The organism is Candidatus Zixiibacteriota bacterium (assembly GCA_040756055.1).
GTDB lineage: Bacteria > Zixibacteria > MSB-5A5 > GN15 > FEB-12.
In genome coordinates this window covers 53,896-76,154 of sequence record JBFLZR010000003.1, presented here as the reverse complement: position 1 = coordinate 76,154, position 22,259 = coordinate 53,896, and the positions used below count along the sequence as shown (strand labels likewise).

Here is a 22,259-nt window from a genome sequence, read left to right as displayed (position 1 = left end):
AAGTCAGCCGGGACTGCTTATTTCCCCTCAGAAAGGGGATATGCTGCCAATACTAACGCTTCGAGAACTGGAAGCGCTTGCGAGCTTTGGGCTGGCCGTATTTCTTTCTCTCCACCTCGCGAGGATCCCGAGTCAGAAAACCACCCTTGCGCAAAACCCTGTGAAACTCAGGATTGAGCTCCATCAAGGCTCTGGCTATCGCCAGCCTGATCGCGCCCGCCTGACCGGACAAACCGCCGCCCGAAGTAGTGCAGCGAATATCAAGCTTACCCATCATCTCGGTGATCTCCAGAGGACGCTGAGCGTGATTGACCAGCGTCTCACGGGTCAGGTAAGTGGCAATTTGACGGCCATTGACCGTAACTTTCCCCTTACCGGGCTTAAGCTCGACACGTGCAACAGACTCTTTACGGCGACCGGTCGCGGCGAAATTCTGTTCTGTCATACTATCCAATTTATCCGTTCACTTTCAAAGTTTCCGGTTTCTGTGCCTGGTGCGGATGCTCCGAACCGGCGTAAACATGCAGCTTCTTGAACATCTTGCGTCCAAGACGATTCTTCGGAAGCATCCTTCTCACTGCGAGACGAAACGCCTCCTCGGGCTTGCTCTGCATCAAATCATCGAATGTCCGCTCTTTGAGACCGCCCGGGTAGCCCGAATAACGGTAATATCTCAGGTTAGTCGGCTTATTCTTGCCCGACAAACGCACCTGCTTGGCATTGACAACCACGACATGGTCGCCAGTATCGAGATGCGGCGTAAAAATCGGCTTGTTCTTGCCCCTGAGTACTTTGGCAACCTGTACAGCGGCCCGTCCAAGAACAACATCATCAAGATCGATCACCCACCACTTACGCTGGCTCGGATCGATTTTAGGGACAAATGTTTTCATCTCCAACCCTGTTATCCTGTTTTCACTTACAAAAATAGCTTAGAAAGATATAAAACTTTCACCGCTTGTCAACACAAACGTTCCAAAAAACACCAAAATCCGACACCTCAAGGGCTTTTCACCTGAAACCAATCCTGCAATATCATATCGGCTGGCGGCGTATTTTATTTAGTCACAGCAACTTACGACCACAAAAGCAGAATATTTCCGGGGCTCTCCAAATACCCCGTAAAAACATTCTCTCAACAAATGAGGTCCCGAACCCCTGTCCGAATTATCTGACTGGTAAGATATGACGGTCACTTGCCCGATGAAGCAGACTTCAGGCGAGCCCGGCTCTCCACCAGGGTCAGCTTGAATCGGGAGTCAAAACGCCCCCCTCGCGAACAATCACCGCAGGAAGACATGCGAAGCCGCCGCTGACGGGGATATTCCTTGCCGCACCCGGGGCACAGATAAATATAGCGAGGCGGTTTTTGAAGCAGCGGATGTGTCCGGGCTCGAACCGAGGCCCCTATCCGCGCCGCCTCCTTTTTGAAAACACTGTCATGATGGTGATGCCTGATGTGCAGCATCTCATGCTTCAGCGTGTCATTAATCTCTTCGGGAAACAGCTCGTGATACCTCCGGCCCATGCGGATTAGTTTCATCGACGATGAATACGAGCCGGCTGAGGTCATCCGTCCGGAATATTCAATCCGCGATCTCGGCAGCTTACCGTCGAAATACAGCCAGTTGAACATGTCGAATCTTCGATACAACTCAGCCACAGAAGGAAGACCGTTGTCGCCGGCATCAGTCAACTCAGAGGGAATCGAGACGGCCTTCGTAGTATGCTGCCTGATTTTGGCGTGAATCGTTGCGGGCGATGGCGGCGTCAGATCTTCCGGAACGAAAAGATCGTAATTCAGTGCCGCCAGGGCATTCTTTTGTGTTTGAGCACGCGACATGGGCCTCCAGATTTGACCTATTAATGAATATCGGGATTTGCCGAAATCAACTTAAACTTCGACCGACCCCTAAACGGCGTCGTGCCTGCCGCCTTTTTTATTGCCGGAATCCGTTATGTAGTAACTGATAAGCTCATGCGGAGTAACGTCGAAAGCGGGCGAGTACACCTTAATACCCTCCGGAGCTGTCCTGCGACCGAATCCGTGTACTACCTCCGATGCCGAACGCTCCTCAATTACGATATCATCGCCTGTCGCAATGCCATCATCAAAAGTCGATGCCGGCGCCGCCACATAAAACGGCACCCGGTTCTCCCGCGCCAGTACCGCCAGCGAATAAGTTCCGATCTTGTTGGCGGTGTCACCGTTGGCGGCTATCCGATCGGCGCCTACCAGCACGTGCTTCACCTTCCCCTGACGCATGAGCATCCCGGCGGTATTATCGCAGATCAAGGTTACATCGATACTTTCGTGCTTGAGCTCCCAGGTTGTCAGACGCGCCCCCTGAAGAAGAGGGCGGGTTTCATCGGCATATACCTTCACTGCCTTGCCCTGATTGCGACAGGTGTAAATAACCCCCAGTGCCGTGCCGATTCCACCCGTTGCCAAGGCTCCGGCATTGCAGTGCGTAAGAATACTGTCACCGTCAGAAATGAACTCCGCGCCATTCTCGCCAATACGCTTACACATCTCCGCATCCTCGGCGTGAATCGCCCCGGCTTCTTCCCAGAGCATGGCGGCGCTGCCGGCTTCGCCGATATTATCGTCAGCCGCCCTCCTGAGCACTCTGTCAACCGCCCAGGAAAGATTCACCGCGGTGGGCCTCGCGTTTTTGAATTCCAAACCGACCCGGTTTACGAAGCCAAGGTCGTATATCTTCGCCCTCTCGATTGCCACCGCGATACCGTATGCCGCCGCGATGCCTATCGCCGGAGCGCCGCGAATCTCCAAACGCTTAATAGCCCTGATTATCTCGAAATAATCATCGGATTCTTTGTAATCCAGAACCATCGGTAGCTGCGTCTGGTCGATCCACCGAAGTCTGCCGTCAATTCTCTCAAGCGATTTTACCACGATGCTACTCACCCATAATTTGCAGTATCACCCGCCTGTGGCGGGCGCGATTGTCGAACTCACAAAACACTATCTGCTGCCCGGTACCCAAAAGCAGCTTGCCGCCGTCGAACGGAACCGTCATATCACAGCCAATCATGGCCGACCGAAGATGCGAAAAGCCGTTGCCGTCACCCCAGGTTTCATCATGGCTGTAACTGCGGTCCGACGGTACCAACTTCTCCATCAACTGTGGCAGGTCCCTCAAAAGTCCCGGTTCGTACTCTATGGTCGTAATGCCCGTTGTCGAGCCCGGAGCAAAGACTGTCACCGTACCCGCCGTGATACCGGACTTCCCCACGACCGACTGAATCTCGGCCGTCATGTTGACAATATCCCCCGGTCCCTTCGTATTGAACTCAATATACTCCGTCTTAACCATCATCAAGGCGCCTGGCTATCCGGGCTCTGTTTATATACAAACCGTTTTACCTTTTTGGAAGAAGTCTTTTCAAGTTCCTCCAGTTGTATCTTCAGGTCAGTGATACGCTTGTAATCGGCAATGGAACGATGCACCTTCTCCACTTCCTCGTTAATAACTTGTTCGACCTTGCCCATATCGGGCTTGGCGGGATCCAGCCCGAAATCGACCTTGAATTGCTCCAGATCCGGCACTATGATCGCGCAGATATCCTCTCCCTGTTTATCCTTTTTGCGGCGGCCAAACACCACCGTCTCCAGTATATAAGCCGATTCAAGCAGTTTCTCCTCTATCTGCTCCGGATAGATATTCTTGCCCGCCGCCGATACAATCAGGTTCTTCTTCCGGCCGGTAATCCACAGGTGACCGTCTTTCAGTCTGCCCAGGTCACCCGTATGCAACCAGCCGCCCCGGATCAACTCGGCCGTCTCCTTCGGACGACCCCGATAACCGGCGGTTACGCTCTCTCCCCTGACAATGATTTCACCGATTCCCTTTTCATCGGGCTCGAAGATCTTTACTTCGAGATTATGAAGCGGCGGGCCTACCGACGCGAACTTGCTATCATCGGGCTTATTGACCGAAATAACCGGCGAGCACTCCGTCATACCATAACCCTGCTGTAAATCGAGGCCGAGCATATTGAAGAAGCGATTGATGTTCGGCGGAAGGGCCGCTCCTCCCGAGACAAACATCCTCATCCTGGTCATCTGGGCGCGCCTTCTCAGGCCCCGAAACAAAAACTTCCCCCACTTAAACCCCATCATCCATCCCAGTCTGGACAGGGCGAAGAATATCTCAAAGAGAATTCGCCTCACAAGCGAAGCCGATTGAATCTTGCGACGAATCGAGTGGTGCATTTTCTCATACAAAAGCGGCACACCGCACATAACCGTGACGCCGTTGCCGGCGATATCCTCAAGTATCTCCTTTGATTTGAGCGACCGAGCGTAGACGATGGTCGAACCTGAAAAGAGCGGCGTCAGAAATCCGCAGGTTGCCTCAAAGGTGTGGTGCAGCGGCAGAACTGACAGGAAAGTATCATTTTGACCAAAGGGCAAACACGGCCGAATCCCCTCGAAATTCGCAAGCATATTGCGGTGAGTAAGCTCCACCGCCTTCGGTTCACCGGTTGTTCCCGAGGTATATATAAGCGCCGCGACTTCGCTGGCAGGACGGTCTTTACGGGGATTCTCCGAAGAAAACAGATTCTGCCAGCCATTGTGAGGGTCATCGAAGGAATATATGGTCGTATCGGGATGTTCCCTGGAGAGAATCGGGTGGAACCTGCCCGATGTAAACACCACTTTCAGACGGGCATGCCTGATGACGTATGACATCTCCGATGGCTTCAGGTTGGCGTCGATCGGCACTACTGTTTTGCCGGCGGCGGTAATGGCCAGGTATGTCATGCACCATTCGGGCCGATTTTCCGCCAGCAGACCAATCTCAGAGCAGTCGGCAAGCGCGTCAGAACCAAGACCATTGGCAAGCTGCTTGATTATTTCGTGTGATTCAAGATAGGTATATTGCCTGCCCCGCCCACCATCGGCCTTAAAGGCTATCTGACCGGGAAGTCTTGCGGCAGTCTTTTCAAACGCCTCGAACAGAGTCTCGGCCACTCTGACTGTCTGATTTACAGTATTCAGCATACCTGCAATGTAAAACGTACCAAAACCGTCAGCAAAGAGAAAATTAGGCTGATTCGAGTGCAATAGAAAAGCCGCCGGTCACCCGGCGGCTTCATGTTATTTACATAACTATGAGTTTCTACTCAACCGTTACTGTCTTCGTCAGAACAATACCGCCCCGCGGGTCGGTATCGGTAACTGTAATTGTAACTGTACCAGCCGCTCCAGGGGCTGTCCAGGTCAGGCCTGAGCATTCGCCGTACTCGTTAGTCTCACAGGTGCCTGTGCCGATGCTTCCAGCTGAGGCCGTAAGGACCAGTGTATGATCTCCGAGCGGATTACCCGCACGGTCAGCAATCTTCACATCGAAGCTTAGCTGAGCACCCTGGGCAGCTGTCTCCTCGCCGGAGATCTCGCAGTTGGCGCTATATGCGTTTCCTGAGTGAAGCGTGACGGTGAACAGGGTTGCGAACGCCAAATCGTCTTCGGCCTTCACTCCTACGGCTTTGACAATTCCGTCGTCATTGCCGCCGGTTAACGAGAAATCCTGTTTAAGGGCGCCGGCGGACGTCACTTTCACCCAATCCAGAGATGCATTCCAGCCGTCTCTTAATTCTGCCGCCTCAACATCAATGGCAGACTCGTCAAAGTCAAACACGACTTCGGTCATGTCCACAACATAATTGAAATTGATGTCTTCGGCCGAAATACCGACAAGTTCGTAATCCTCTCCGTCGGCATTGATATCAACGGAAGCGGTAGATGTATAAAAGTATACGATAGGGCTCGAATTAATAAACATAACCGAGTCACGGACTGTGCCGCCGGCCGTCTCTGCAAATACCCACACTTTTCCGTCAGCTGTAGGTACAGTGGTACCTGAAATCCACTCTGTCCCCGTAACACCTTCATGGTCTACCGTTCTCGCCTCATAGGAAACCATTGTGCCTTCATCGCACGAGAAGTAAACGACCGTAGAGTCGACCACAGGATTCAGGAACGTATCGGACACGACCGCCGTAACTCCCATCCTTTCGTTCAGTGTATTCCACCACTGCACGTTGAAGGTATCCACACCAACATCGATATACTTGGGCGGACCGGATGATACCATGATCTGTGTAGCGTTAGAAAGAATCGTATCGGCAAAAGCGCGGACCCTTATCGTACCGGAAACTGTACCGGAGTGAATCGGGACACTGGCTATACCTTGACTGTTCGTTAGCGCGGTCGCTTCGGAGGCAGTCGGGTCAGTTCCGAGGAACTCGCCGCCATCGGGACCGTCAAGAATCATAAACGTAATCGCCATTCCCTCTGGAACCGAATTTCCGTTTACATCATAACCGGTAGCGTAAAGGTTGGCTGTCTCGATACCGCCGCAGGCCTTTACCTGAAGATTAATCACTTCGGCTGCCAGGAAGATCGAATGCAGCTCGGTGTTCGGATTGAGCTGAATCGAAGCATCGTCACTGCCGATGACACCGCCGTCGTCAACCGTGGCCTTGATATAATACGTTCCGGTTACATTGCCGGCTGTGAAATCTACCGAAGCGGTCCCAATACCGCCACCGGTATAGGCCACCGAAGGAATAATCCCCGCGGCGTCCCACGTGTCGTTGTCGTTGGCATCATAAATCAACGTATCGATTCCAGATGACCAGTAGCCGTTGCCGTCGATATCGTCGAATTTTTCACCCGCGCAGAGCTTCACCAGAGTCGAATCGGCAGCCGGGTTCATGTTGGCATCACGAACCACCACGGTCACGTGAGCCTCATCGGTTCCGTTAGCGATAATCACCTGAGGCGACACACTCACATCAACCGTACCACTTCCCGTGGTTCCCTCCTCGGTAATTGTCACCCCTACGTTGGCGGTCAAAGACGTTCCGCTGGCGCTGACGGTAATCACCGCCGAACCTGCGATCGCGCCTGTGAACATGACCGCGGCAGAACCGTCCGCGGCGGTCGTCCGGGTGGTGGCCGAAAGAGTTCCCGCGGTCGACGGCGACACCGAGAACGTAACTTCCTGACCCTCAACACCGGTCGTGCCGGTCTCCACGATAACTTCAATAACCGTATAGGATCCGACGGCTATCGACACCGGCGTGGCCGATATCGACATCGTCGTTTCCTCGGTAACATCGTCACTGGAACTCCCTGACGATTCACACCCTGCCAGAAACAAACCAAAGATCGCGATTGTCAACGCTGCAGCAGAGTACCATAACAATGATTTCTGCTTAAACATAACTGACTGCTCCCATAATTGAATTATAGCTGTTTATCATAATTTGCGGATTAAGACCCTTGTTTAGATTATCGGAAAAACTCCCCCGGCGTTTAGAAGCAAAAAACCCTCCCTTGCAAAAAGAGAGGGTTTTTGCCTGCTGAATCTGTCCGGAATTAGCCTTCCATTGCGAGGTTTTCGTCAACAATGGTAGGCGTTACGAAAATGATCAAATCTCTGCTCTCAGTACGCTTGTTCGTGTATTTGAAAAGCCGTCCGATGAGCGGAATATCCTTCAAAATCGGCACGCCAATCTCGGTTTCCACTTCATCTTCCGTGGTCAAACCGCCGATAACAGCCGTCTGACCGTTATTAACGATAACGTTCGTCTTGGCGTTACTGGTGTTGATAATCACGCCGTTCGGGTCAAACTGGTAGGTCGAACGCTCGGGAGACAGCTCCATGAGAATCTGGTCCTCAGCGGTCAGGTGCGGCGTCACCAGCAATATGGTACCGACCTCTTCAAACTTAATAACCACGTTACCGGCTTCGTCAAACTGCTTCACCGGGATCTTCTGACCCATCTGAATCTTGGCTTGCTTGTTGTCTATCGTGGTAATCTCCGGATGGGCTATGATCCGGCCCTTATCCGACTGCACGATAGCGTCAACAACAGCCTGGGCCGACCAGCCGTGTTGAAGCGCCGTCACCCGGTACTTCAGAGCGTTATCGGTGGTACGGTCGGTGTTAATGTCGACACTCTGCGGATATTCACGACCCGACTCGGTCGTGTAAGTACCCGAGGCTCCCCAGTCTATGCCCAGCTCCTGGGCATCTTCGGTGAAGATCTCCAGAAGCCTGGCGGAAATCTTAATCTGCTTGGCAGGTTTATCCAGCTCGGCGATATAGTTCATGACGTTCTCGATATTCGAAGGAACTTCCTGCAGAATTATCGAGTTGGAACGCGGATCGCTCGAAGCCGTGCCTCTCTCCGTCATCAGCGACTTCACCGCCGCAACGACATCGTCCGAGGTAGAGTTGGCTATCTTGACAATCCTGGTCTCCAGCTTGGCCAGTTCCATCGTCTCGCGACGGTGCTTTTCCATCTCGGTAACTTCCTTGCGATACTGTTCCGCCGGAAGCACCCGGATATAACCGTCTTCCTCGTCCACTACGGCCAGATCATAGGTCCGCCCGATAATGTCCATGGCGCTGCGCCATTTAACGTCTTTCAACTTAATCGTGACAGTACCGTCGACCTCCGGCGCGATAACCACGTTAACGCCGCCGTAGTCGGCAAGGAAAGTCAGCACCGACTTGATATCGGCCGACTGAAACTGTAGGTTCTTGATTGGCACCGACGGATCAGCCTGTTCCTGGGCCGCCGTCTGGCTCATGAAGGCAACCGCAATAAGCAGCAGCAACGGAACCCACACTAATGATTTGATCATTTTCCCGAACATCTTATGCACCTGCCTTTCATTAACTTTCAAGATTGAGGGCTACCGTCCGACTCCAACCGTACTCGAATATCTGGAAATAGACCCGGTCGGATTCTACACGAAGAACATATCCCTTCTGAACCTTATCACCGGTCTTGAGGATATATCCATAGCCGTCTTTATCTTCAAATAGCGCCCGGTTATCCGTGGAGCCGGCTTCAATGACACCGACCAGCTTGAGACCTTCCACATTCGGGACCTGTCTCTCAACCGGGTTATCATAAGTTTTCGATTCATCGAGCAACGTCGCGAAAGGATCACGATGATTGGAGCCCTTGTACTTGATAACCAGCCTCTGAGGGAACTCCGCCACCAGCGTACCCTTGACCTTTTTGGATTCGGCGACAGTACGGCGGAATCGCGAGGTCGATTTCTTGGCGGCGCCGCCATCGTCGGCAACCTGATTGCCCTCCACGTTCTGCTCGGGTTGCTTCGCGGCCACAGACTCACTCTCGGGCTTGCTTTGCTGTGCCTGTACCGGCGCCTGAGGAGTCGAAGGCTTTTCGGCCACCTTCTCGGCCTGATTGACCACCGGCTTTTCGGCGGGCTTCACCGGAGCCGTTTCGGCAGCCGGCTTGGGCTCCTGCTTCTCGACCGATGCCACTACCAGCGGCTTCTCAACCGGCTTCTCGGCAACCTTCTTCTCGGCAACTGCCGGTTTGGCCTGCTCTTCGACAGCAACATCGGCAAACGGACCATACAGAGAATTCGCCTGCGAAAGCTTGGGAGGATCCTTTACAACCTTCTTCGGGGCGGGCTTTTCCGGCTCCGGCTTGCCGGCCAACTGCTGGGTTTCGACCACCGGCTTGGCGACAGGTTGCTCACTGTTTTTCTCGACCTTGACCGCGCCATTCGGTTTCGACTCCAGGCTGGACAAACGATCGTTGTCGATCGATTTATTCAGTTCTTCAACCGATTTCTTGACCGGCTCCGGCTCAGCTTCCACCTCCGCCACCTGCACCTCAGATGCAAGAGTCGTAGCGGGAGCCTTGTCCTTTCTCAAGGAGCTTGCCGTGGACCACGGCGCGAATGAGCGCTGGCTCTTGTCGGCAAAGAACAACATTATACTCTTATTGTCCGAATCGACCCGGTACACCTGTTCGCTTTCCATATCAAAGACGATTCTCACTATCGCCTCCGGCTGAACGGCGTACTGACTCGACCGAATCGATAAAACCGGGCAAGCCGGAAGTGACATGAAATTGTAGGAACCCATATTATGAGTAGCCGACAATACATCCACTATCACCCGGAATGGTTTTCCGTCCTTGGCCTCCTCGGTCTGATGCGTGAAGCGAACCGCTCCGTCTACATTAATAGTAGCAACGGTGGAGCCCGCAGCATAGCTCAGCTGCACGTCGGTCACTTCAGAGGCAAACACCTGCCCGACCATCAAAAGCGCCGGGACAAGGACGACAAGGGTAAGTATTCTCTTCATTTTGCCATGACCTCCTATATGACCAGCTCCTTGAGCCGTTCGTCCTCTTTCACAAAGTAGGTGGAAAGCTTGAACTGCGCCGTGATTGTCTCACGCTTCTTGAGCTCATTCAATCCACCCTTGTCTTTTGCCTTGTCCTTCGATATGGAGATATCAACCGCGTTAATCTTGATCCCGGATATATTGGCTATGAACGGAAAATTCGCCACATAGCTTATAAATGTACCGAAATCATGATACGTACCGGTCATCTCGATGTCGAATGAGGCTATATTGTAAAATTCCTCGCCCGCTATCGGCAGAGGCTGAACCCGTGTAATTCGCGTTCCGGTGATCGACGATGCCGTGTGAAGTTGTACCAGAAAAGACGGAATCTGCTTCACTTCGGGCAGCAACTGCTCGATCTCCTGATACCTCTCGACCAGTTGCTCATATTCAATCTTGAGAGCATCGAGAGACTTGGCCTTGAGCTCGACATTGCGCAGGTTCGTCGTAATAGTCTCGAATTCCTGACTCTTTAACTCCAGCTGGCTGTCGATATCCTTATAGATCCGGCTATACCAGAAATAGACGACAATAAAGAAAGCCAGGACTCCCAGCGCTATTTTCTGCGTTTTTGAATCTTTTAAATCCATAACACTCTTCCTAGTTTAAGCTCTTGTGGCTGGTTTCGGAGTCTTCGGCCACATCTCCATCACCCTCGGACGCGATCAGACCGCGAAGCTGCTCGTCCGAGAGATAGTGGATATTGAAGCTCAGCACGAAATTATAGGCCTTATTATCATCTATATTAACTTCATTGGTCGTGACCAGTTCGACCTCATCAAAATAGTCCGACCGCATCATCTTGATCATAAATGACGCCAGGGCATTCAGCGTGAAGGCATACCCCTCAACCTCGCCGCTCTGAATGCTGGGATTCGACGGCGTTACGGCCTTCTCGTCCTTGGCCTCCGCTGGCGCGCCCTTTTTACTCTTGCCGGCGTCCTTATCATCCTCAGGGCGCTTCTCTTGGAATCTCGCCAACCAGACGAATTCCGGAACATTGCCGGCAACATCCTCGAGGATACTCACCCACGACGATCTATGACTGTCGAGACGCTCAACCGCCTTCATACGATTGGTGATCTTGGCCTTGACATCATTCAGACCGTCAACCAGCTTGATATCCTTCTGAAGCATCGCCTCTTTCTGACGGGCCTTTTCGATCTTGTCCGATAGCGAGCCCAGTTTGGCCTTCTGCACAAACGTTATCACGACCAGCGTCAGAATGATACCGGCGGCGGCGCCGACACCGTAGAAACCGGCCTTACCCAGTGAGAAGTCAAACGACTTCTTCTGGTAATCTTTCGGAAGTAGATTTATTTCTATCATAAGGCTCTTACCTCACCTTCCGCATTGCTAATCCAACCGAAACCGTCAAAAGCGGCGCTATCTTTTCCGGCTGGAGATACTGGAACAATTCCGGATCGTAATCCACGTTACGCAGCGGGTTGGCGATTTCCAGAGGTATGTTCAGCTTGGACTGGAGAAACTCCGGAAGATAAGGCACCAGCGAACCGCCGCCCGATAGAATGATCCAATCTATGTTGTCCACCTTGGCCTGGGACTTGAAGTACGAAAAAGCCAACTCGATTCCCGAAATCAACTCATCGGTGGATGATATAATTGTCGCCTTGAGCATATCCTCATCGATGGAATCCTTCATGTCACCCTTGATGGCCTTGGCCGTCAGTTCGGGGTTCAACCGGAATTCCTTCTGGATGGCATTGTATATTTCCCGGGTGCCGGCCGACACGTCGCGCGTGGCCTGGAAAAACCCGTCCTGAAGATAGGTGATATTGGTTACGTCATGGCCGATATTGACCAGCGCCGTCAACCTGGTCGGGTCGACCTCGTAGTTCTCGGCATAGGCGTTGTAGATCGCCAGAGCGTCATCATCGACCACCACCGGACGTAAACCACAGTCTTCAATCAGTTCGAGATACATTCTTAAGTACTCTTTGCGGGCCGCGACCAGCAGCACATCCATCTTGTTGGACTCATCGTCGGTCTTTACGACATGGTAATCCAGCGAGACATCGTCAATGTCAAACGGAGCACGCTGCTCGGTTTCGAAAAGGATGGCCTGCTCGGCCTCGGCACCCGACTTCTTGTCGATGTTGAATCGATCCGTGATTACGCTGTGACCGGAGATTGAGACGACAACATCCTTTATCTTGGGGTCGGTCTGATCGATTAGCGACTGGACATTGAATATGACCGCTTCGCGATCCCGAATTTCATCGGCTACGATCGCTTCGGGCGGCAATTCGCGAATACCGATAGCAGACACGGCATAACCCGACTTCGTATGATCGAGCTTGACCAGCTTTATCGAATTCGCTCCAATATCGAGACCAACCGTACTCTTTTTTCCGCGAGATAACAGCATATGAGTCATTCTCTTTATTTATGAGTTATTTTGTTCTTACGTTTATTATCGTCATATTAATCTGCCAGTTAACACCATCCGGGAAAAAACCCGGCTACGTATTGGCGGCTGTCACAATCCGGTTGAGCCAATCAATCGCTTAGTTACTTATCGGAACTTTAGCCCCTGGCCTTTATCGAAAACTTTTGCCTCCCTAACTTCTTGACCTGCAAAGAGAAACCCCTCCCGAAGGAGGGGTTGCCACAAAGAAGTTATCAGCTTGCTAAGCCACTAGAAAATAATGGTTTCCGTTTTCACCCGCCCCGTCGAGGCCAAAAGTGATATCTGCGCTAACCCCACAAAATCCTCGGTCACCGCCAGCGGGAAAATTGCCCCGCCGGTGCTCGAAGATCCATTCGGGCTAAAAACCGCTGCATCATTGAGAAGCGAAGAACTCAGCCATATCATATCCGGCGTAAGCGTATCAACCTTCAGAACCGAATCGAGCCCGTCCTCGTAGCGGTCATTGAGCGCCCCTGAACCATCGTGTTTGCGAAACTGGACTACCCTGATATCATACGGATCAAAATAAACCCCGTACAACTCCTTCTCCGTAATCGCCCTCGAACGGGCCATCCTCAAGGCCGAGACAATATCCCGGTTACGGGAATTGAACTCCATCCGCTCATAGGCGGTCGCGAATCGCGGCACGGCCATTGAGGCCACTATACCGATTATCACCACGCCAACCATTATCTCCATCAGTGTTATGCCGCGATTGGATAAAATTGACTTTCTCATAATGTTCACCATCCACTCTTTTCGATTTTACTCTACCCGCCTAAAAACCGCAGTCCGGCGGGATTTTTCCCTTAATCTATCGCCCAGTCATTAAAGTACCGTTCAGCTTAACTCACCAAAGACTAAAGCACATCCCATACCCATCCGCCGCCATACCGAAACTTACCCGAACGCAACAGGTACCCCATTACAAACTAACAACTTGACCAGCGCCTCCCGAACTCCGTGGCCGTCAGATCCAGCCGCTATACCGGCGGCGGTTTTTGAAAAGTATGGGGACAACCCCACACTGTCTGGAGATTTTCAATGAAGCTAAAAATTCGGGCCGATTGCCGCCAGGCATCCCCGCGGCACCAATAAAAGAAGACCCATCCCCCGGCAGAGAGATGGGTCATCTCAGTAACTGCGAAACCTAAATGGTAAACTTGCCGTTTCTATAAATCACTTTCCCATCGGCCGTGATCTGAGAATTCTTCTTCAGGTTGCAGACCATGTCCCAGTGAAGACTGCTCTTGTTTTTGCTTCCGGACTCGGAAAAACCGTGTCCTACGGCCGTATGACAGGTCCCGCCAATCTTCTCATCGAAAAGAGTGTTCCGCGAGAAGCGCTTGATTTCATAATTGGTCCCGATCGCAACCTCGCCCAAAATCCGCGAACCTTTGTCCATATTGAGCATGTCGGTCAGAAATTGCAGATTCTTCGCCGCCGACTCCCTGACCACTTTGCCCTTCTTGAATTCCAGCCTCACATCCTCGACCTCGCGTCCCGCGTATACCGCCGGATAGGTAAATCGAATAACACCCTCGGTGGAGTCTTCGATGGGTGAGGTGAATATCTCGCCATCGGGGAAATTCTCGGTCCCGGCGCAATTGACCCACTTGCGCCCCTTCACCCGCAACTTGAGATCGGTGTCCGGCGCCTCAATGTGAAGCCTGTCGACACGATTGAGAATCTTTATCAGCCTCGCCTGTTCCCTGTGAACCTTCTGCCAATGTTTGACCGGGTCGGCGGCATCGAGATGACCGGCCCTGTAAACAAACTCTTCATAGTCGCGCAACGACATCTCAGCGTCCTGAGCGTCGGCCAGCGTGGGAAACTGCGTCCCCACCCATTTAACCTGTCCCTGCGACATTCTCTTGATTATTCGATCCTTGAGCGGTCTCTGGTATTTGGCCACTCGAGCCTGCTTTTTGGAATCAGCCGCCGAGAGATACCGGGTATTCTCGCTCCCCCAGACATGGATATAGGCATCCATCTTGTTAACCTCGGTGCGGACTATCGGGGAGAGATATCTTAGCTGTTCCTCGCCGGCATACTTCAGGAACGCCTCTTCATTGTCGGGTATAAGAAGGCGCACGAAGGGGTGTGCGCCAATGCGCACCGCTTCAGCGAACATGGCCTTCAGCAGCGGAAGGGTTACTACCTCTCCCTGTATTTTTACCAATTGCCCCTTTTTCAGCTTCAGCGAGTAATGCAAAAGTACTTTCGCCAGCTTGTCTATCCGTTGATCCATCTGCCCCTTAACCTTTCTGCCATAAATCGATTTTGTTAAACCTGTTTCGCCGCGACTTATATCGCGCCTTCCATCTTTAGCAATTGTGTTTTCATCGCCAGACCGCCGCCGTACCCGCCCAGACCGCTCGAAGCCACCACCCGATGGCACGGAATGACGAGTGGAAGATTGTTACGGGCATTCGCGCTTCCAACCGCGCGGGCAGCCTTCGGGGCGCCGAGCGCCCTGGCAATCTCGCCGTACGATGACGTCTTTCCGTACGGAATACTCGCCACTTTCTTAAGCGCCTTCTTCTGAAACTCGGTTCCCTGGATATCCAGCTTGAGCGTAAAATGCTTCAGCTTCCCGCCAAGGTATTGCCTCACCTGTTTCTCAGTTTCCCGGTTGGTCGCGCCCCCTTCATTGACCTCATAGCCTTTGAAATATCGACGAACCCTCGCCCTGAACAGCCTCTCGGACTCGCCCGGCAGTGATAGGACAGCCAGGCCCTTGTCGGTAGCGGCTGTCCGAATAGTGCCCAGACCCGTCTTGAATGAATGCACATATATCCGCTTCATATAGCCTCCTTTTGAAGTCTGTTTAGTATCCCCGGAACGTCTGCTATGGACTCCACGAAGAAGTCCGGCTTGGATTTTAGAAGTCTCTCGGTACCGCCGTATGGTGAGTTGACAGCCACCGAAGTCATCGGCACCATCCTTGCGGCTTCAATATCGTTTATGGTGTCTCCTACCACTACCGTCTCATCCGGATTGGCCGATAGACGTTTTAGGGTCAGCAGAAGAATCTCCGGGTGCGGTTTGACGTGAGTGACCTCATCCCCGCCTGCGTAGGCGCTGATCAGGTCCTTCCAGTTGAATTTATCGATTATGCCCTGAATGTGCCGTTTGATCTTTGTCGAAGCGATGGCCAGACGGTAACCGCGTGCGGCCAGATCGCGAAGCGTATCTTCAACGCCCGGCAGCACCACCGTCGATGACACCACCGTCTCAGCCGCCTTCGTCTGAAAGTGTCGGTGAAGTTCTTCATAGGGGACATCCGTAAACGATGGGTACATCAGACGCAGGGAATAGCCTATGAACGGTTTTATGTCATCCGCCGTTCGTTCCGGCTGACCCATCTGCCTGAGGGAATAATTGACCGCCGCCACCACCCCATCCGAAGAATCTATCAAGGTACCGTCAAGGTCGAAAATGATATATTTAACCCGCATCAGATTACTTTACTAACCTCCCCTACTACATCCGTAAGAGGTACCATATATACGGTATCTACCCGTCCAAGGTTCAAGGTCGCGACCAAAATAGAGTAACTCGACACATATGTCAATTGGCAATCACCCTGAAGCACCATCCCGTGAGCCGGCTCCCTGAAATCCGGCAGACCGTTCACCACCAGCACGCCATCAGCCATCTCAACCTCTTCGGTGGGCAGACCCAGAACGATCCCGTTAAGTTTGCCCCCGTCGGCCCCACGGAACCGGACTATATCGTAGCGCTCGGGAAGCGCGTACAAAACCGGCTTGCGCAAAAAGACGAAATCGACCGAGTACGCCAGACGGCTCGCCTTCAAAAGCGCCCCTTCCGAATGGATAGGACTGAGACTGGTGTCTTTCAAAACGAAGACATCCGGAAAGTTCTGCAAACCGAAATTGACAGGCGCGCTCGGCGACAACAACTGATAGGCAATCCCCACCGCCAGAAATATGACTGCCGATTTCTTCCCCGGTTTAAGCTTGTCGCGTTTTACCCCCACCGCCCGCACCAGATCGATAAACGTAAATAGATAAAAGAGTATTGGGAGCGCCATCATCAACAGCCAAACCCACAGCGACACAGAGAGAAAAAAGGAAACGAAAAACAAAAGAGAAGCGATGAGCATTATCAGAAAGACGAATATCCCGAACAAATACTCGCGCCAGTAAATATGCCCCAGCCCGGGCAACAAAAGATTCAAAATGATCGCAAATAACTTCGAACGTCTAAACATGATAAGCACCATGACGCGGATTGTGCGCACATTTTGAACATTTACCCGGCGCCAATGTTTTATAGTATGGTGATATGAACACGGTAAATCAAGTTGAAATGAGATTCACAATTTGCCGGCCAAAATCCTGCAACCATGCCCTGCCCGAAGTGAGCTGTGGCCGCTTAAGCCGAAAGGATTCATCGGGTTAATATATATTCAATCGACGGGCAACATATTTGCAACAGAAGGGTTTGGTAAGCGTATAATTAACAAACAGATACGATATAAACACAGGATGTAGTCAAACTTGACAACAAAGATTATGTTCGTACCTTGCAAAACGGAATTTTAATATAAACGGAGGATTTATGGTTCGCTATTCGCTGCAGTTATTCGGCATAACGGTATTTGCTCTGGCACTCATATGGGTGGTCGGTTCGGGTGAAGCAGTACAAACCTCCAAAGTCAATGCAGAGCCGGTCCTCTGGGCTGACACTGTCCACATTAATACCGAAGAACCTGTTCAGCCTGAGCAAACAGATCAGTCCGATCGCGACACATTTCTCAGCGATGTTAAAAAGCTGACTCAGACTGCTTTCAATATTCGCAACCAGTACATGGAAGAGGTCGACACCAAGGAAATCATCAAAGCCGGTATTGTCGGCATGCTCGAGGACCTCGATCGCTTTTCGGTTCTGATGGAAAAATCCTCCTATGACGCACTCATGGAATCAACCCACGGCAAGTACGAAGGTCTCGGAATGCAGATCGATGGTCGCGGCGACCGAATCGTCATCATTACCCCTATCGAAGGCACGCCCGCATACCGCCGTGGACTGCGCGCCGGCGACGTTATATATGAGATCGATGGTGTCTCCACCGAAGGTATGAGTTCGTCCGATGCTTCCGCCATGATGCGCGGCAAAGCGGGAACCAGTGTCGTTCTCATGATCCAGAGAGCCGGAATAAAAGACCTCATGGAATTCGAAATCGAACGCGCCATCATCGAACTGAAATCCGTGAACTACTATGGCGTCATCCCCGGCACCAACATCGGGTATGTTCGTCTGTCGCGGTTTGCCGAGGAGACCAGCCACGAGCTGCGCGAGGCTGTCACCGCCCTTAACGAACAAAATGTCGGATCTCTGATTTTCGACCTTCGGGGCAACGGCGGCGGCCTTCTCGACCAGGCCAAAGAAACCGCCGAGCTCTTTCTTGAGCGCGGACGCGAGATTGTCTATACCAAAGGACGCTTCGAAAGCAGCGAGCGTCACTATTACTCCGATCGCGCCCCTATATTCACCCCCGACAAACCGCTGGTCATTCTCGCTGACGAAGGCACCGCCTCGGCTTCTGAAATCGTTGCCGGCGCCATCCAGGACTGGGACCGCGGGCTGATCGTGGGAGCCAATACCTACGGCAAGGGACTCGTCCAGCAGATTTTCAACATTTCCAACGACGGTTCCATGGCCCTCAAGCTGACAACCGCGAAATATTACGTACCGTCCGGACGATGCATCCAGAAAGCCGACAAGCAGGGCAAAAATTTCGATGATCATCCCGATATGCTCGAAGACGACTCAGCCGAAACCTCGGACACCATGACTGTCTCGGAGAAAGAAATCTATTACACCAACGGCGGAAGGGTCGTCTATGGCGGCGGCGGTATCGTTCCGGATATCGAAGTCGAGCGCGAAACCTGGAAACCCATCGAAATCAACCTGGAACGCAAATCGCTCTTCTTTGACTTCGCCGTCAAATATGTCTCCGAACACCCCGATGTCAAACCGGACTTCGTGGTGACCGATGATATCGTCAGCCAGTTCCGCCGGTTCATCAAAGAAAAAGACTTCGACTACCAGACTTCACTTCAGATTGCCCTCGAGAAACTTGAAGCTGAGGTCAAGGACGAAGGCCGCCAGGATATCTTCCAGGGCGCTGTTGATAGTCTGCGCGTGCTGGTGGCAAAAGAGAAGGAAGACGACTTCGACGAATCCCGTGACTATATCACCCGCACGATCAAGCGTGAAATCGTCGCGGCGGTCGCCGGTGAACGCGGCGTGTACGAAGAGATCGTTCTGAAGTCCGACCCTACGATCACGAAAGCGATCGAGATCCTCTCCACTCCGGGAGAGTATTCGGAGCTGCTCACAGCCGACGAGAAAAAGGCCGAGCTGTAAAAATCGAATAGAGTCAATGGACTATAAAAAAACAGGCGCTTATCGCGCCTGTTTTTTTTGGAAATCCGCAAGCATTAAAGGCTGTCTTTTTCCCCGCCGCCCTGCTGAAAACTGGTAAACAGCCACATGTCATCTTCCAGAGCCATAAAGAAAGTGACCGGACGGTCTTCCTGCGAGGTCGAGTCCATCACGTAGCACTCCATGCGCGCCTTATTGGCCGTGTAAAGAATCTCGCAATTACCGAATCTTTCAAACCCGAATCCGCCGTCCGGACCATACACGAAACTCAGAAGCGAATCCGAACTCTGACCGTTATCGATTATCTTAACCGACAACAGCGAGTCGATAGCCGCCCGGTTGCGCTCCTTAACCGCTTCCTGCAGAGCGAATATCTTTCCCTTCAAAAGGGGTATCTGGTCGCGCTTCGGAGACTTTTTTGAGCAACCACTCCACACCAACGACACCACAAGCGCAAAAACCACAGCGAGCTTTACCGACACACTCAGCCTCATATCAATTTCCTTTCTTCACACTGAATACATATAAAGCTTCTCCCGGATCGGGCAGCACTCCCTGCTCCATCAGTATGTCGGTCACCTTTGTCACCACCAGGTTCCACAGCCAGAGCTTATATCCGCGTGTCACCACCCCTCGCCCGAATTGCTCGGCGTTATTGCGCGCCTGCTGGAGCGTGGTGTCGATTATACCGGATGTACCGGCCGCCAGCGTTTCCAGTGCCGGAACCACCTTAACCGGGTCGAGCATGATATATTCCGGACGGTCACTCTCATCGTGCCTCCATTTGGCCGCCCCGGTGGAGCCGCGCTGCGGAGGGAAATTGCCGCTACAAAGTATCCTGGGCGGATGATTACTCGAAATCAGCCGCACGTTGCGCCCATCATAAAGAAAGGCGTAAAAAAATCGTCCGTTATACTCCGGCCCCTCGGGGGCGGCATAGAGATATTCCATCTTCGGCAAATTACAGATATCCAATCCCCAGAACATATCCAGCTGATTTCCCCCCGCGATAAACTGCGTTCCCAACAGATTCCACAGCACCAAGGCCGTAACCACCGGATATGGCTTGTACAAAACCACCGCGTCATCGAGAACATCAGTGCTGTCGGTCGGAACAACCTTGGCCGCGACAAGCGAGTCAAGGACCGCCCGATAAGCCGGCATATTGCCGGCGATGATCCCCGCCAGCGACTGAGCCGCCCGGTCGGCAAGTTTGGCCTGAACCGACCCTTCCTCCTTTGATATCACAGGAATAGCGACATCTATGGAATCTTCCTTCTGAACTATAAGACGCTGCCCGGCAAAAAACCGAAGTTGCTCCAATACAAACTGACGGTCCGCGCCGGTTAGCTCATGAATCTCCTCCGGCGATTTGCCTTCGGCAAGCAACCCGAGCGTCAACCGGGAGAACTCGCTCTCAAAATAGGGATGTTCCTCCACCCGGCTGGGAAACACCAGCCGCGTGTCAAATACCTGCTTCAGCGTATCCGGCTTCGGAAAGTCCGCCTCAATCACCTTGTGAAGAATATGTTCACCGGCCGAAACCGCGTCCAGAGTATCCACCACATCGTAAAAATCTATCGTTATCGTCGCCGGACCATAACTGCCCGGGATATATACCAGCGGCTCGATTGTCTCGGTCATCCCCGGCTGCACAAGATCATGAAAGCGGTCGTTGCGACTATAAGGCGGGTCGGCCTCACTGAATTCCACATGCACGATAGAAACCACGAACTTCATATAGTCGCTGTTATTGGTCACCGTGAGCTGGACCGGCTGCGCACCCCACTTGAACCCGGGTATTTTCAACTCACCGACGGTGACATTCACTTCCTGAGCGGAAAGTACTCCGGCGCACAGCCAGATCAGAAACGTTATCATCACGACAATTCTACTCATCAGGTGCTCCTCAGTTTGTGCTTCGCCGCGAGTTGTCCGCAGGCGGCATTAATATCCACTCCCCGGCTTCTGCGCACAGTCACGGCCGGGGCGCGGGGATAAAGCTGCTTGGCGAACCAGTCCACTTTCTCGTCCGATGGCCTTCGCAACTGGGGCCCGTCGACCGCCGCCAACGACTCAACCGGATTATACGCCAAAAGATTTATCTTACACGGTATCGATTTTATAAACTCCGCGATAGCCTTGACATCGGCTTTCGTGTCATTGAACCCCTCAAAGAGAATATACTCAAACGTCACCCTCGATTTTGTCTGACGGGTATAATAAAGCAACGCTTCGCGAAGCTGCTCGAGGGAATATGACCTGGCAATCGGCATTATTTTCAAACGTTTCTCATCGGTGGCTGCATTTAATGATACCGCCAAACGGGATTTCAGTTTCAAATCCGCCAGTTCCACGATTTTCGGGGCGATACCGGCGGTCGATATCGTAACCTTCTTGGCCGCCACCGAAAGCCCATCCCCGGCGGATATTATGTTCACCGCCTCGACCACATTCTGAAGATTCAAGAGCGGCTCGCCCATACCCATCATGACAATATTCGTAAACGCGTCCTCGCCAAAATTATCCCGGACAAACAAAAGCTGCCCCACGATTTCACCCACCGTCAAATTGCGGCTGAAACCCATCGACCCTGTCGCGCAGAATATACAACCGAGCGCGCAACCCACCTGAGTGGACACGCAGATAGTCCGACGGTCCGAATCCTCTTCGGGTATAAGCACCGACTCGATACTGCAGCCGTCATCGAGCCCAAACAGAAACTTCCGGGTACCATCAGCCGATACATCCTCGCGCGCCAACCTGAGACCTTCAACATAATACAAATCATCGAGTTTCTGGCGGAGCCTCTTGGTCAGGTCGGAGATCATCTCGAAGTCATACTGACGGTGTTTGTAGAGCCACTTGAACAGTTGCTTTCCCCGGTAGGGCTTTTCGCCCATTTCGAGCATGAGCTTTTCGAGGTCGCTGGAAGTATATCCGAGCAGGTTGATTTTCGTCATAGTTGCGTAAATTTACCACAAATTCGCCATTTAGCAAGCCCCAATGGGCGCTCCAGATGCGATCGGCAAGATCGCGTCATCCCGTTGAATAACTGAATCCAGTCTTCGACGGGTGTCAGGCTCAAACTTGCTTGCGGCCTGAACCGCAGGGGTTCAAAATTTTGAACCCCTACAAGACCTGATTTCCTGAACGATGGTACCCCACCTAGAGCGTCAGCGGCAGGTGGG

At 52.5% G+C, this 22,259-nt stretch carries 21 protein-coding genes; 1 reads left to right on the top strand and 20 read right to left on the bottom strand.

Translation table 11 applies throughout. The features are described 5' to 3' along the window. Positions 1–52: 52 nt before the first annotated feature. From rpsI to AB1483_06620, 17 genes are all read right to left on the bottom strand, one after another. Positions 53–445 (bottom strand): 30S ribosomal protein S9, encoded by a 393-nt coding sequence (gene rpsI / locus AB1483_06700; GenBank protein MEW6412150.1) that lies wholly within the window; start codon positions 443–445, stop codon positions 53–55. A gap of 10 nt (positions 446–455) precedes the next feature. Next, positions 456–893, bottom strand: coding sequence for a 50S ribosomal protein L13 (rplM, locus tag AB1483_06695; protein MEW6412149.1), 438 nt, complete (start codon positions 891–893; stop codon positions 456–458). Positions 894–1,192: 299 nt separating this feature from the next. Next, positions 1,193–1,843 (bottom strand): SprT-like domain-containing protein, encoded by a 651-nt coding sequence (locus AB1483_06690; GenBank protein MEW6412148.1) that lies wholly within the window; start codon positions 1,841–1,843, stop codon positions 1,193–1,195. A 69-nt stretch (positions 1,844–1,912) separates the two neighbouring features. Beyond that, a complete protein-coding gene (mtnA, locus tag AB1483_06685) occupies positions 1,913–2,917 on the bottom strand; it encodes an S-methyl-5-thioribose-1-phosphate isomerase (GenBank protein ID MEW6412147.1) in 1,005 nt (334 codons plus the stop codon). A 4-nt stretch (positions 2,918–2,921) separates the two neighbouring features. Continuing rightward, positions 2,922–3,341, bottom strand: coding sequence for a secondary thiamine-phosphate synthase enzyme YjbQ (locus tag AB1483_06680; protein ID MEW6412146.1), 420 nt, complete (start codon positions 3,339–3,341; stop codon positions 2,922–2,924). Next, the gene (locus tag AB1483_06675; protein MEW6412145.1) at positions 3,341–5,029 is read right to left on the bottom strand and encodes an AMP-binding protein; all 1,689 of its coding nucleotides are present in this window, start codon (positions 5,027–5,029) and stop codon (positions 3,341–3,343) included. The genes AB1483_06680 and AB1483_06675 overlap by 1 nt, the downstream gene beginning before the upstream one ends. A gap of 118 nt (positions 5,030–5,147) precedes the next feature. Continuing rightward, complete coding sequence (locus tag AB1483_06670) at positions 5,148–7,256, bottom strand: hypothetical protein (protein MEW6412144.1); 2,109 nt, start codon at positions 7,254–7,256, stop codon at positions 5,148–5,150. Between the two features lie 155 nt (positions 7,257–7,411). After that, positions 7,412–8,686 carry a secretin N-terminal domain-containing protein gene (locus tag AB1483_06665; protein ID MEW6412143.1) on the bottom strand — a complete coding sequence of 425 codons (1,275 nt, stop codon included), beginning with the start codon at positions 8,684–8,686 and terminating at the stop codon, positions 7,412–7,414. A gap of 31 nt (positions 8,687–8,717) precedes the next feature. Continuing rightward, positions 8,718–10,175 (bottom strand): hypothetical protein, encoded by a 1,458-nt coding sequence (locus AB1483_06660; protein MEW6412142.1) that lies wholly within the window; start codon positions 10,173–10,175, stop codon positions 8,718–8,720. A gap of 14 nt (positions 10,176–10,189) precedes the next feature. Continuing rightward, on the bottom strand, positions 10,190–10,810 hold the full coding sequence (pilO, locus tag AB1483_06655) for a type 4a pilus biogenesis protein PilO (GenBank protein MEW6412141.1): 621 nt from the start codon (positions 10,808–10,810) through the stop codon (positions 10,190–10,192). A gap of 10 nt (positions 10,811–10,820) precedes the next feature. Next, a complete protein-coding gene (locus tag AB1483_06650) occupies positions 10,821–11,549 on the bottom strand; it encodes a PilN domain-containing protein (protein MEW6412140.1) in 729 nt (242 codons plus the stop codon). A 7-nt stretch (positions 11,550–11,556) separates the two neighbouring features. After that, on the bottom strand, positions 11,557–12,609 hold the full coding sequence (gene pilM / locus AB1483_06645; protein ID MEW6412139.1) for a type IV pilus assembly protein PilM: 1,053 nt from the start codon (positions 12,607–12,609) through the stop codon (positions 11,557–11,559). A gap of 270 nt (positions 12,610–12,879) precedes the next feature. Further along, a complete protein-coding gene (locus AB1483_06640; protein ID MEW6412138.1) occupies positions 12,880–13,389 on the bottom strand; it encodes a GspH/FimT family pseudopilin in 510 nt (169 codons plus the stop codon). 412 nt (positions 13,390–13,801) lie between these two features. Then, a complete protein-coding gene (locus AB1483_06635) occupies positions 13,802–14,902 on the bottom strand; it encodes an aminopeptidase (GenBank protein MEW6412137.1) in 1,101 nt (366 codons plus the stop codon). 56 nt (positions 14,903–14,958) lie between these two features. Further along, positions 14,959–15,459: a methylated-DNA--[protein]-cysteine S-methyltransferase gene (locus AB1483_06630; GenBank protein MEW6412136.1), complete on the bottom strand. Its 501-nt coding sequence runs from the start codon at positions 15,457–15,459 to the stop codon at positions 14,959–14,961. Beyond that, positions 15,456–16,112, bottom strand: a complete 657-nt coding sequence (locus tag AB1483_06625) for an HAD family hydrolase (GenBank protein MEW6412135.1) — start codon at positions 16,110–16,112, stop codon at positions 15,456–15,458. The genes AB1483_06630 and AB1483_06625 overlap by 4 nt, the downstream gene beginning before the upstream one ends. Then, positions 16,112–16,888: a hypothetical protein gene (locus AB1483_06620; protein ID MEW6412134.1), complete on the bottom strand. Its 777-nt coding sequence runs from the start codon at positions 16,886–16,888 to the stop codon at positions 16,112–16,114. The genes AB1483_06625 and AB1483_06620 overlap by 1 nt, the downstream gene beginning before the upstream one ends. 350 nt (positions 16,889–17,238) lie before the next feature. On the opposite strand from AB1483_06620, the gene AB1483_06615 reads away from it, so the two are divergent. Next, on the top strand, positions 17,239–19,050 hold the full coding sequence (locus AB1483_06615) for a S41 family peptidase (protein MEW6412133.1): 1,812 nt from the start codon (positions 17,239–17,241) through the stop codon (positions 19,048–19,050). 74 nt (positions 19,051–19,124) lie between these two features. On the opposite strand, the gene AB1483_06610 is transcribed toward AB1483_06615, so the two are convergent. From AB1483_06610 to rlmN, 3 genes are read right to left on the bottom strand one after another with little or no spacing between them, the layout of a single operon-like run. After that, positions 19,125–19,562, bottom strand: coding sequence for a hypothetical protein (locus AB1483_06610; GenBank protein ID MEW6412132.1), 438 nt, complete (start codon positions 19,560–19,562; stop codon positions 19,125–19,127). Position 19,563: 1 nt separating this feature from the next. Continuing rightward, a complete protein-coding gene (locus AB1483_06605; GenBank protein ID MEW6412131.1) occupies positions 19,564–20,967 on the bottom strand; it encodes a hypothetical protein in 1,404 nt (467 codons plus the stop codon). After that, positions 20,967–22,031, bottom strand: coding sequence for a 23S rRNA (adenine(2503)-C(2))-methyltransferase RlmN (rlmN, locus tag AB1483_06600; protein MEW6412130.1), 1,065 nt, complete (start codon positions 22,029–22,031; stop codon positions 20,967–20,969). The genes AB1483_06605 and rlmN overlap by 1 nt, the downstream gene beginning before the upstream one ends. Between the last annotated feature and the right edge of the window lie 228 nt (positions 22,032–22,259).

What these genes read in the sequence shown, in the direction of transcription:
- AB1483_06665 (MEW6412143.1), bottom strand. Translation starts at nt 8,686, where the DNA reads ATGATCAAATCATTAGTGTGGGTTCCGTTGCTGCTGCTTATTGCGGTT.
- AB1483_06640 (MEW6412138.1), bottom strand. Translation starts at nt 13,389, where the DNA reads ATGAGAAAGTCAATTTTATCCAATCGCGGCATAACACTGATGGAGATA.
- AB1483_06660 (MEW6412142.1), bottom strand. Translation starts at nt 10,175, where the DNA reads ATGAAGAGAATACTTACCCTTGTCGTCCTTGTCCCGGCGCTTTTGATG.
- rpsI (MEW6412150.1), bottom strand. Translation starts at nt 445, where the DNA reads ATGACAGAACAGAATTTCGCCGCGACCGGTCGCCGTAAAGAGTCTGTT.
- pilM (MEW6412139.1), bottom strand. Translation starts at nt 12,609, where the DNA reads ATGCTGTTATCTCGCGGAAAAAAGAGTACGGTTGGTCTCGATATTGGA.
- rlmN (MEW6412130.1), bottom strand. Translation starts at nt 22,031, where the DNA reads ATGACGAAAATCAACCTGCTCGGATATACTTCCAGCGACCTCGAAAAG.
- AB1483_06675 (MEW6412145.1), bottom strand. Translation starts at nt 5,029, where the DNA reads ATGCTGAATACTGTAAATCAGACAGTCAGAGTGGCCGAGACTCTGTTC.
- AB1483_06615 (MEW6412133.1), top strand. Translation starts at nt 17,239, where the DNA reads ATGGTTCGCTATTCGCTGCAGTTATTCGGCATAACGGTATTTGCTCTG.
- AB1483_06670 (MEW6412144.1), bottom strand. Translation starts at nt 7,256, where the DNA reads ATGTTTAAGCAGAAATCATTGTTATGGTACTCTGCTGCAGCGTTGACA.
- AB1483_06610 (MEW6412132.1), bottom strand. Translation starts at nt 19,562, where the DNA reads ATGAGGCTGAGTGTGTCGGTAAAGCTCGCTGTGGTTTTTGCGCTTGTG.
- AB1483_06650 (MEW6412140.1), bottom strand. Translation starts at nt 11,549, where the DNA reads ATGATAGAAATAAATCTACTTCCGAAAGATTACCAGAAGAAGTCGTTT.
- AB1483_06690 (MEW6412148.1), bottom strand. Translation starts at nt 1,843, where the DNA reads ATGTCGCGTGCTCAAACACAAAAGAATGCCCTGGCGGCACTGAATTAC.
- AB1483_06635 (MEW6412137.1), bottom strand. Translation starts at nt 14,902, where the DNA reads ATGGATCAACGGATAGACAAGCTGGCGAAAGTACTTTTGCATTACTCG.
- AB1483_06625 (MEW6412135.1), bottom strand. Translation starts at nt 16,112, where the DNA reads ATGCGGGTTAAATATATCATTTTCGACCTTGACGGTACCTTGATAGAT.
- AB1483_06630 (MEW6412136.1), bottom strand. Translation starts at nt 15,459, where the DNA reads ATGAAGCGGATATATGTGCATTCATTCAAGACGGGTCTGGGCACTATT.
- AB1483_06620 (MEW6412134.1), bottom strand. Translation starts at nt 16,888, where the DNA reads ATGTTTAGACGTTCGAAGTTATTTGCGATCATTTTGAATCTTTTGTTG.
- AB1483_06680 (MEW6412146.1), bottom strand. Translation starts at nt 3,341, where the DNA reads ATGATGGTTAAGACGGAGTATATTGAGTTCAATACGAAGGGACCGGGG.
- pilO (MEW6412141.1), bottom strand. Translation starts at nt 10,810, where the DNA reads ATGGATTTAAAAGATTCAAAAACGCAGAAAATAGCGCTGGGAGTCCTG.
- rplM (MEW6412149.1), bottom strand. Translation starts at nt 893, where the DNA reads ATGAAAACATTTGTCCCTAAAATCGATCCGAGCCAGCGTAAGTGGTGG.
- AB1483_06605 (MEW6412131.1), bottom strand. Translation starts at nt 20,967, where the DNA reads ATGAGTAGAATTGTCGTGATGATAACGTTTCTGATCTGGCTGTGCGCC.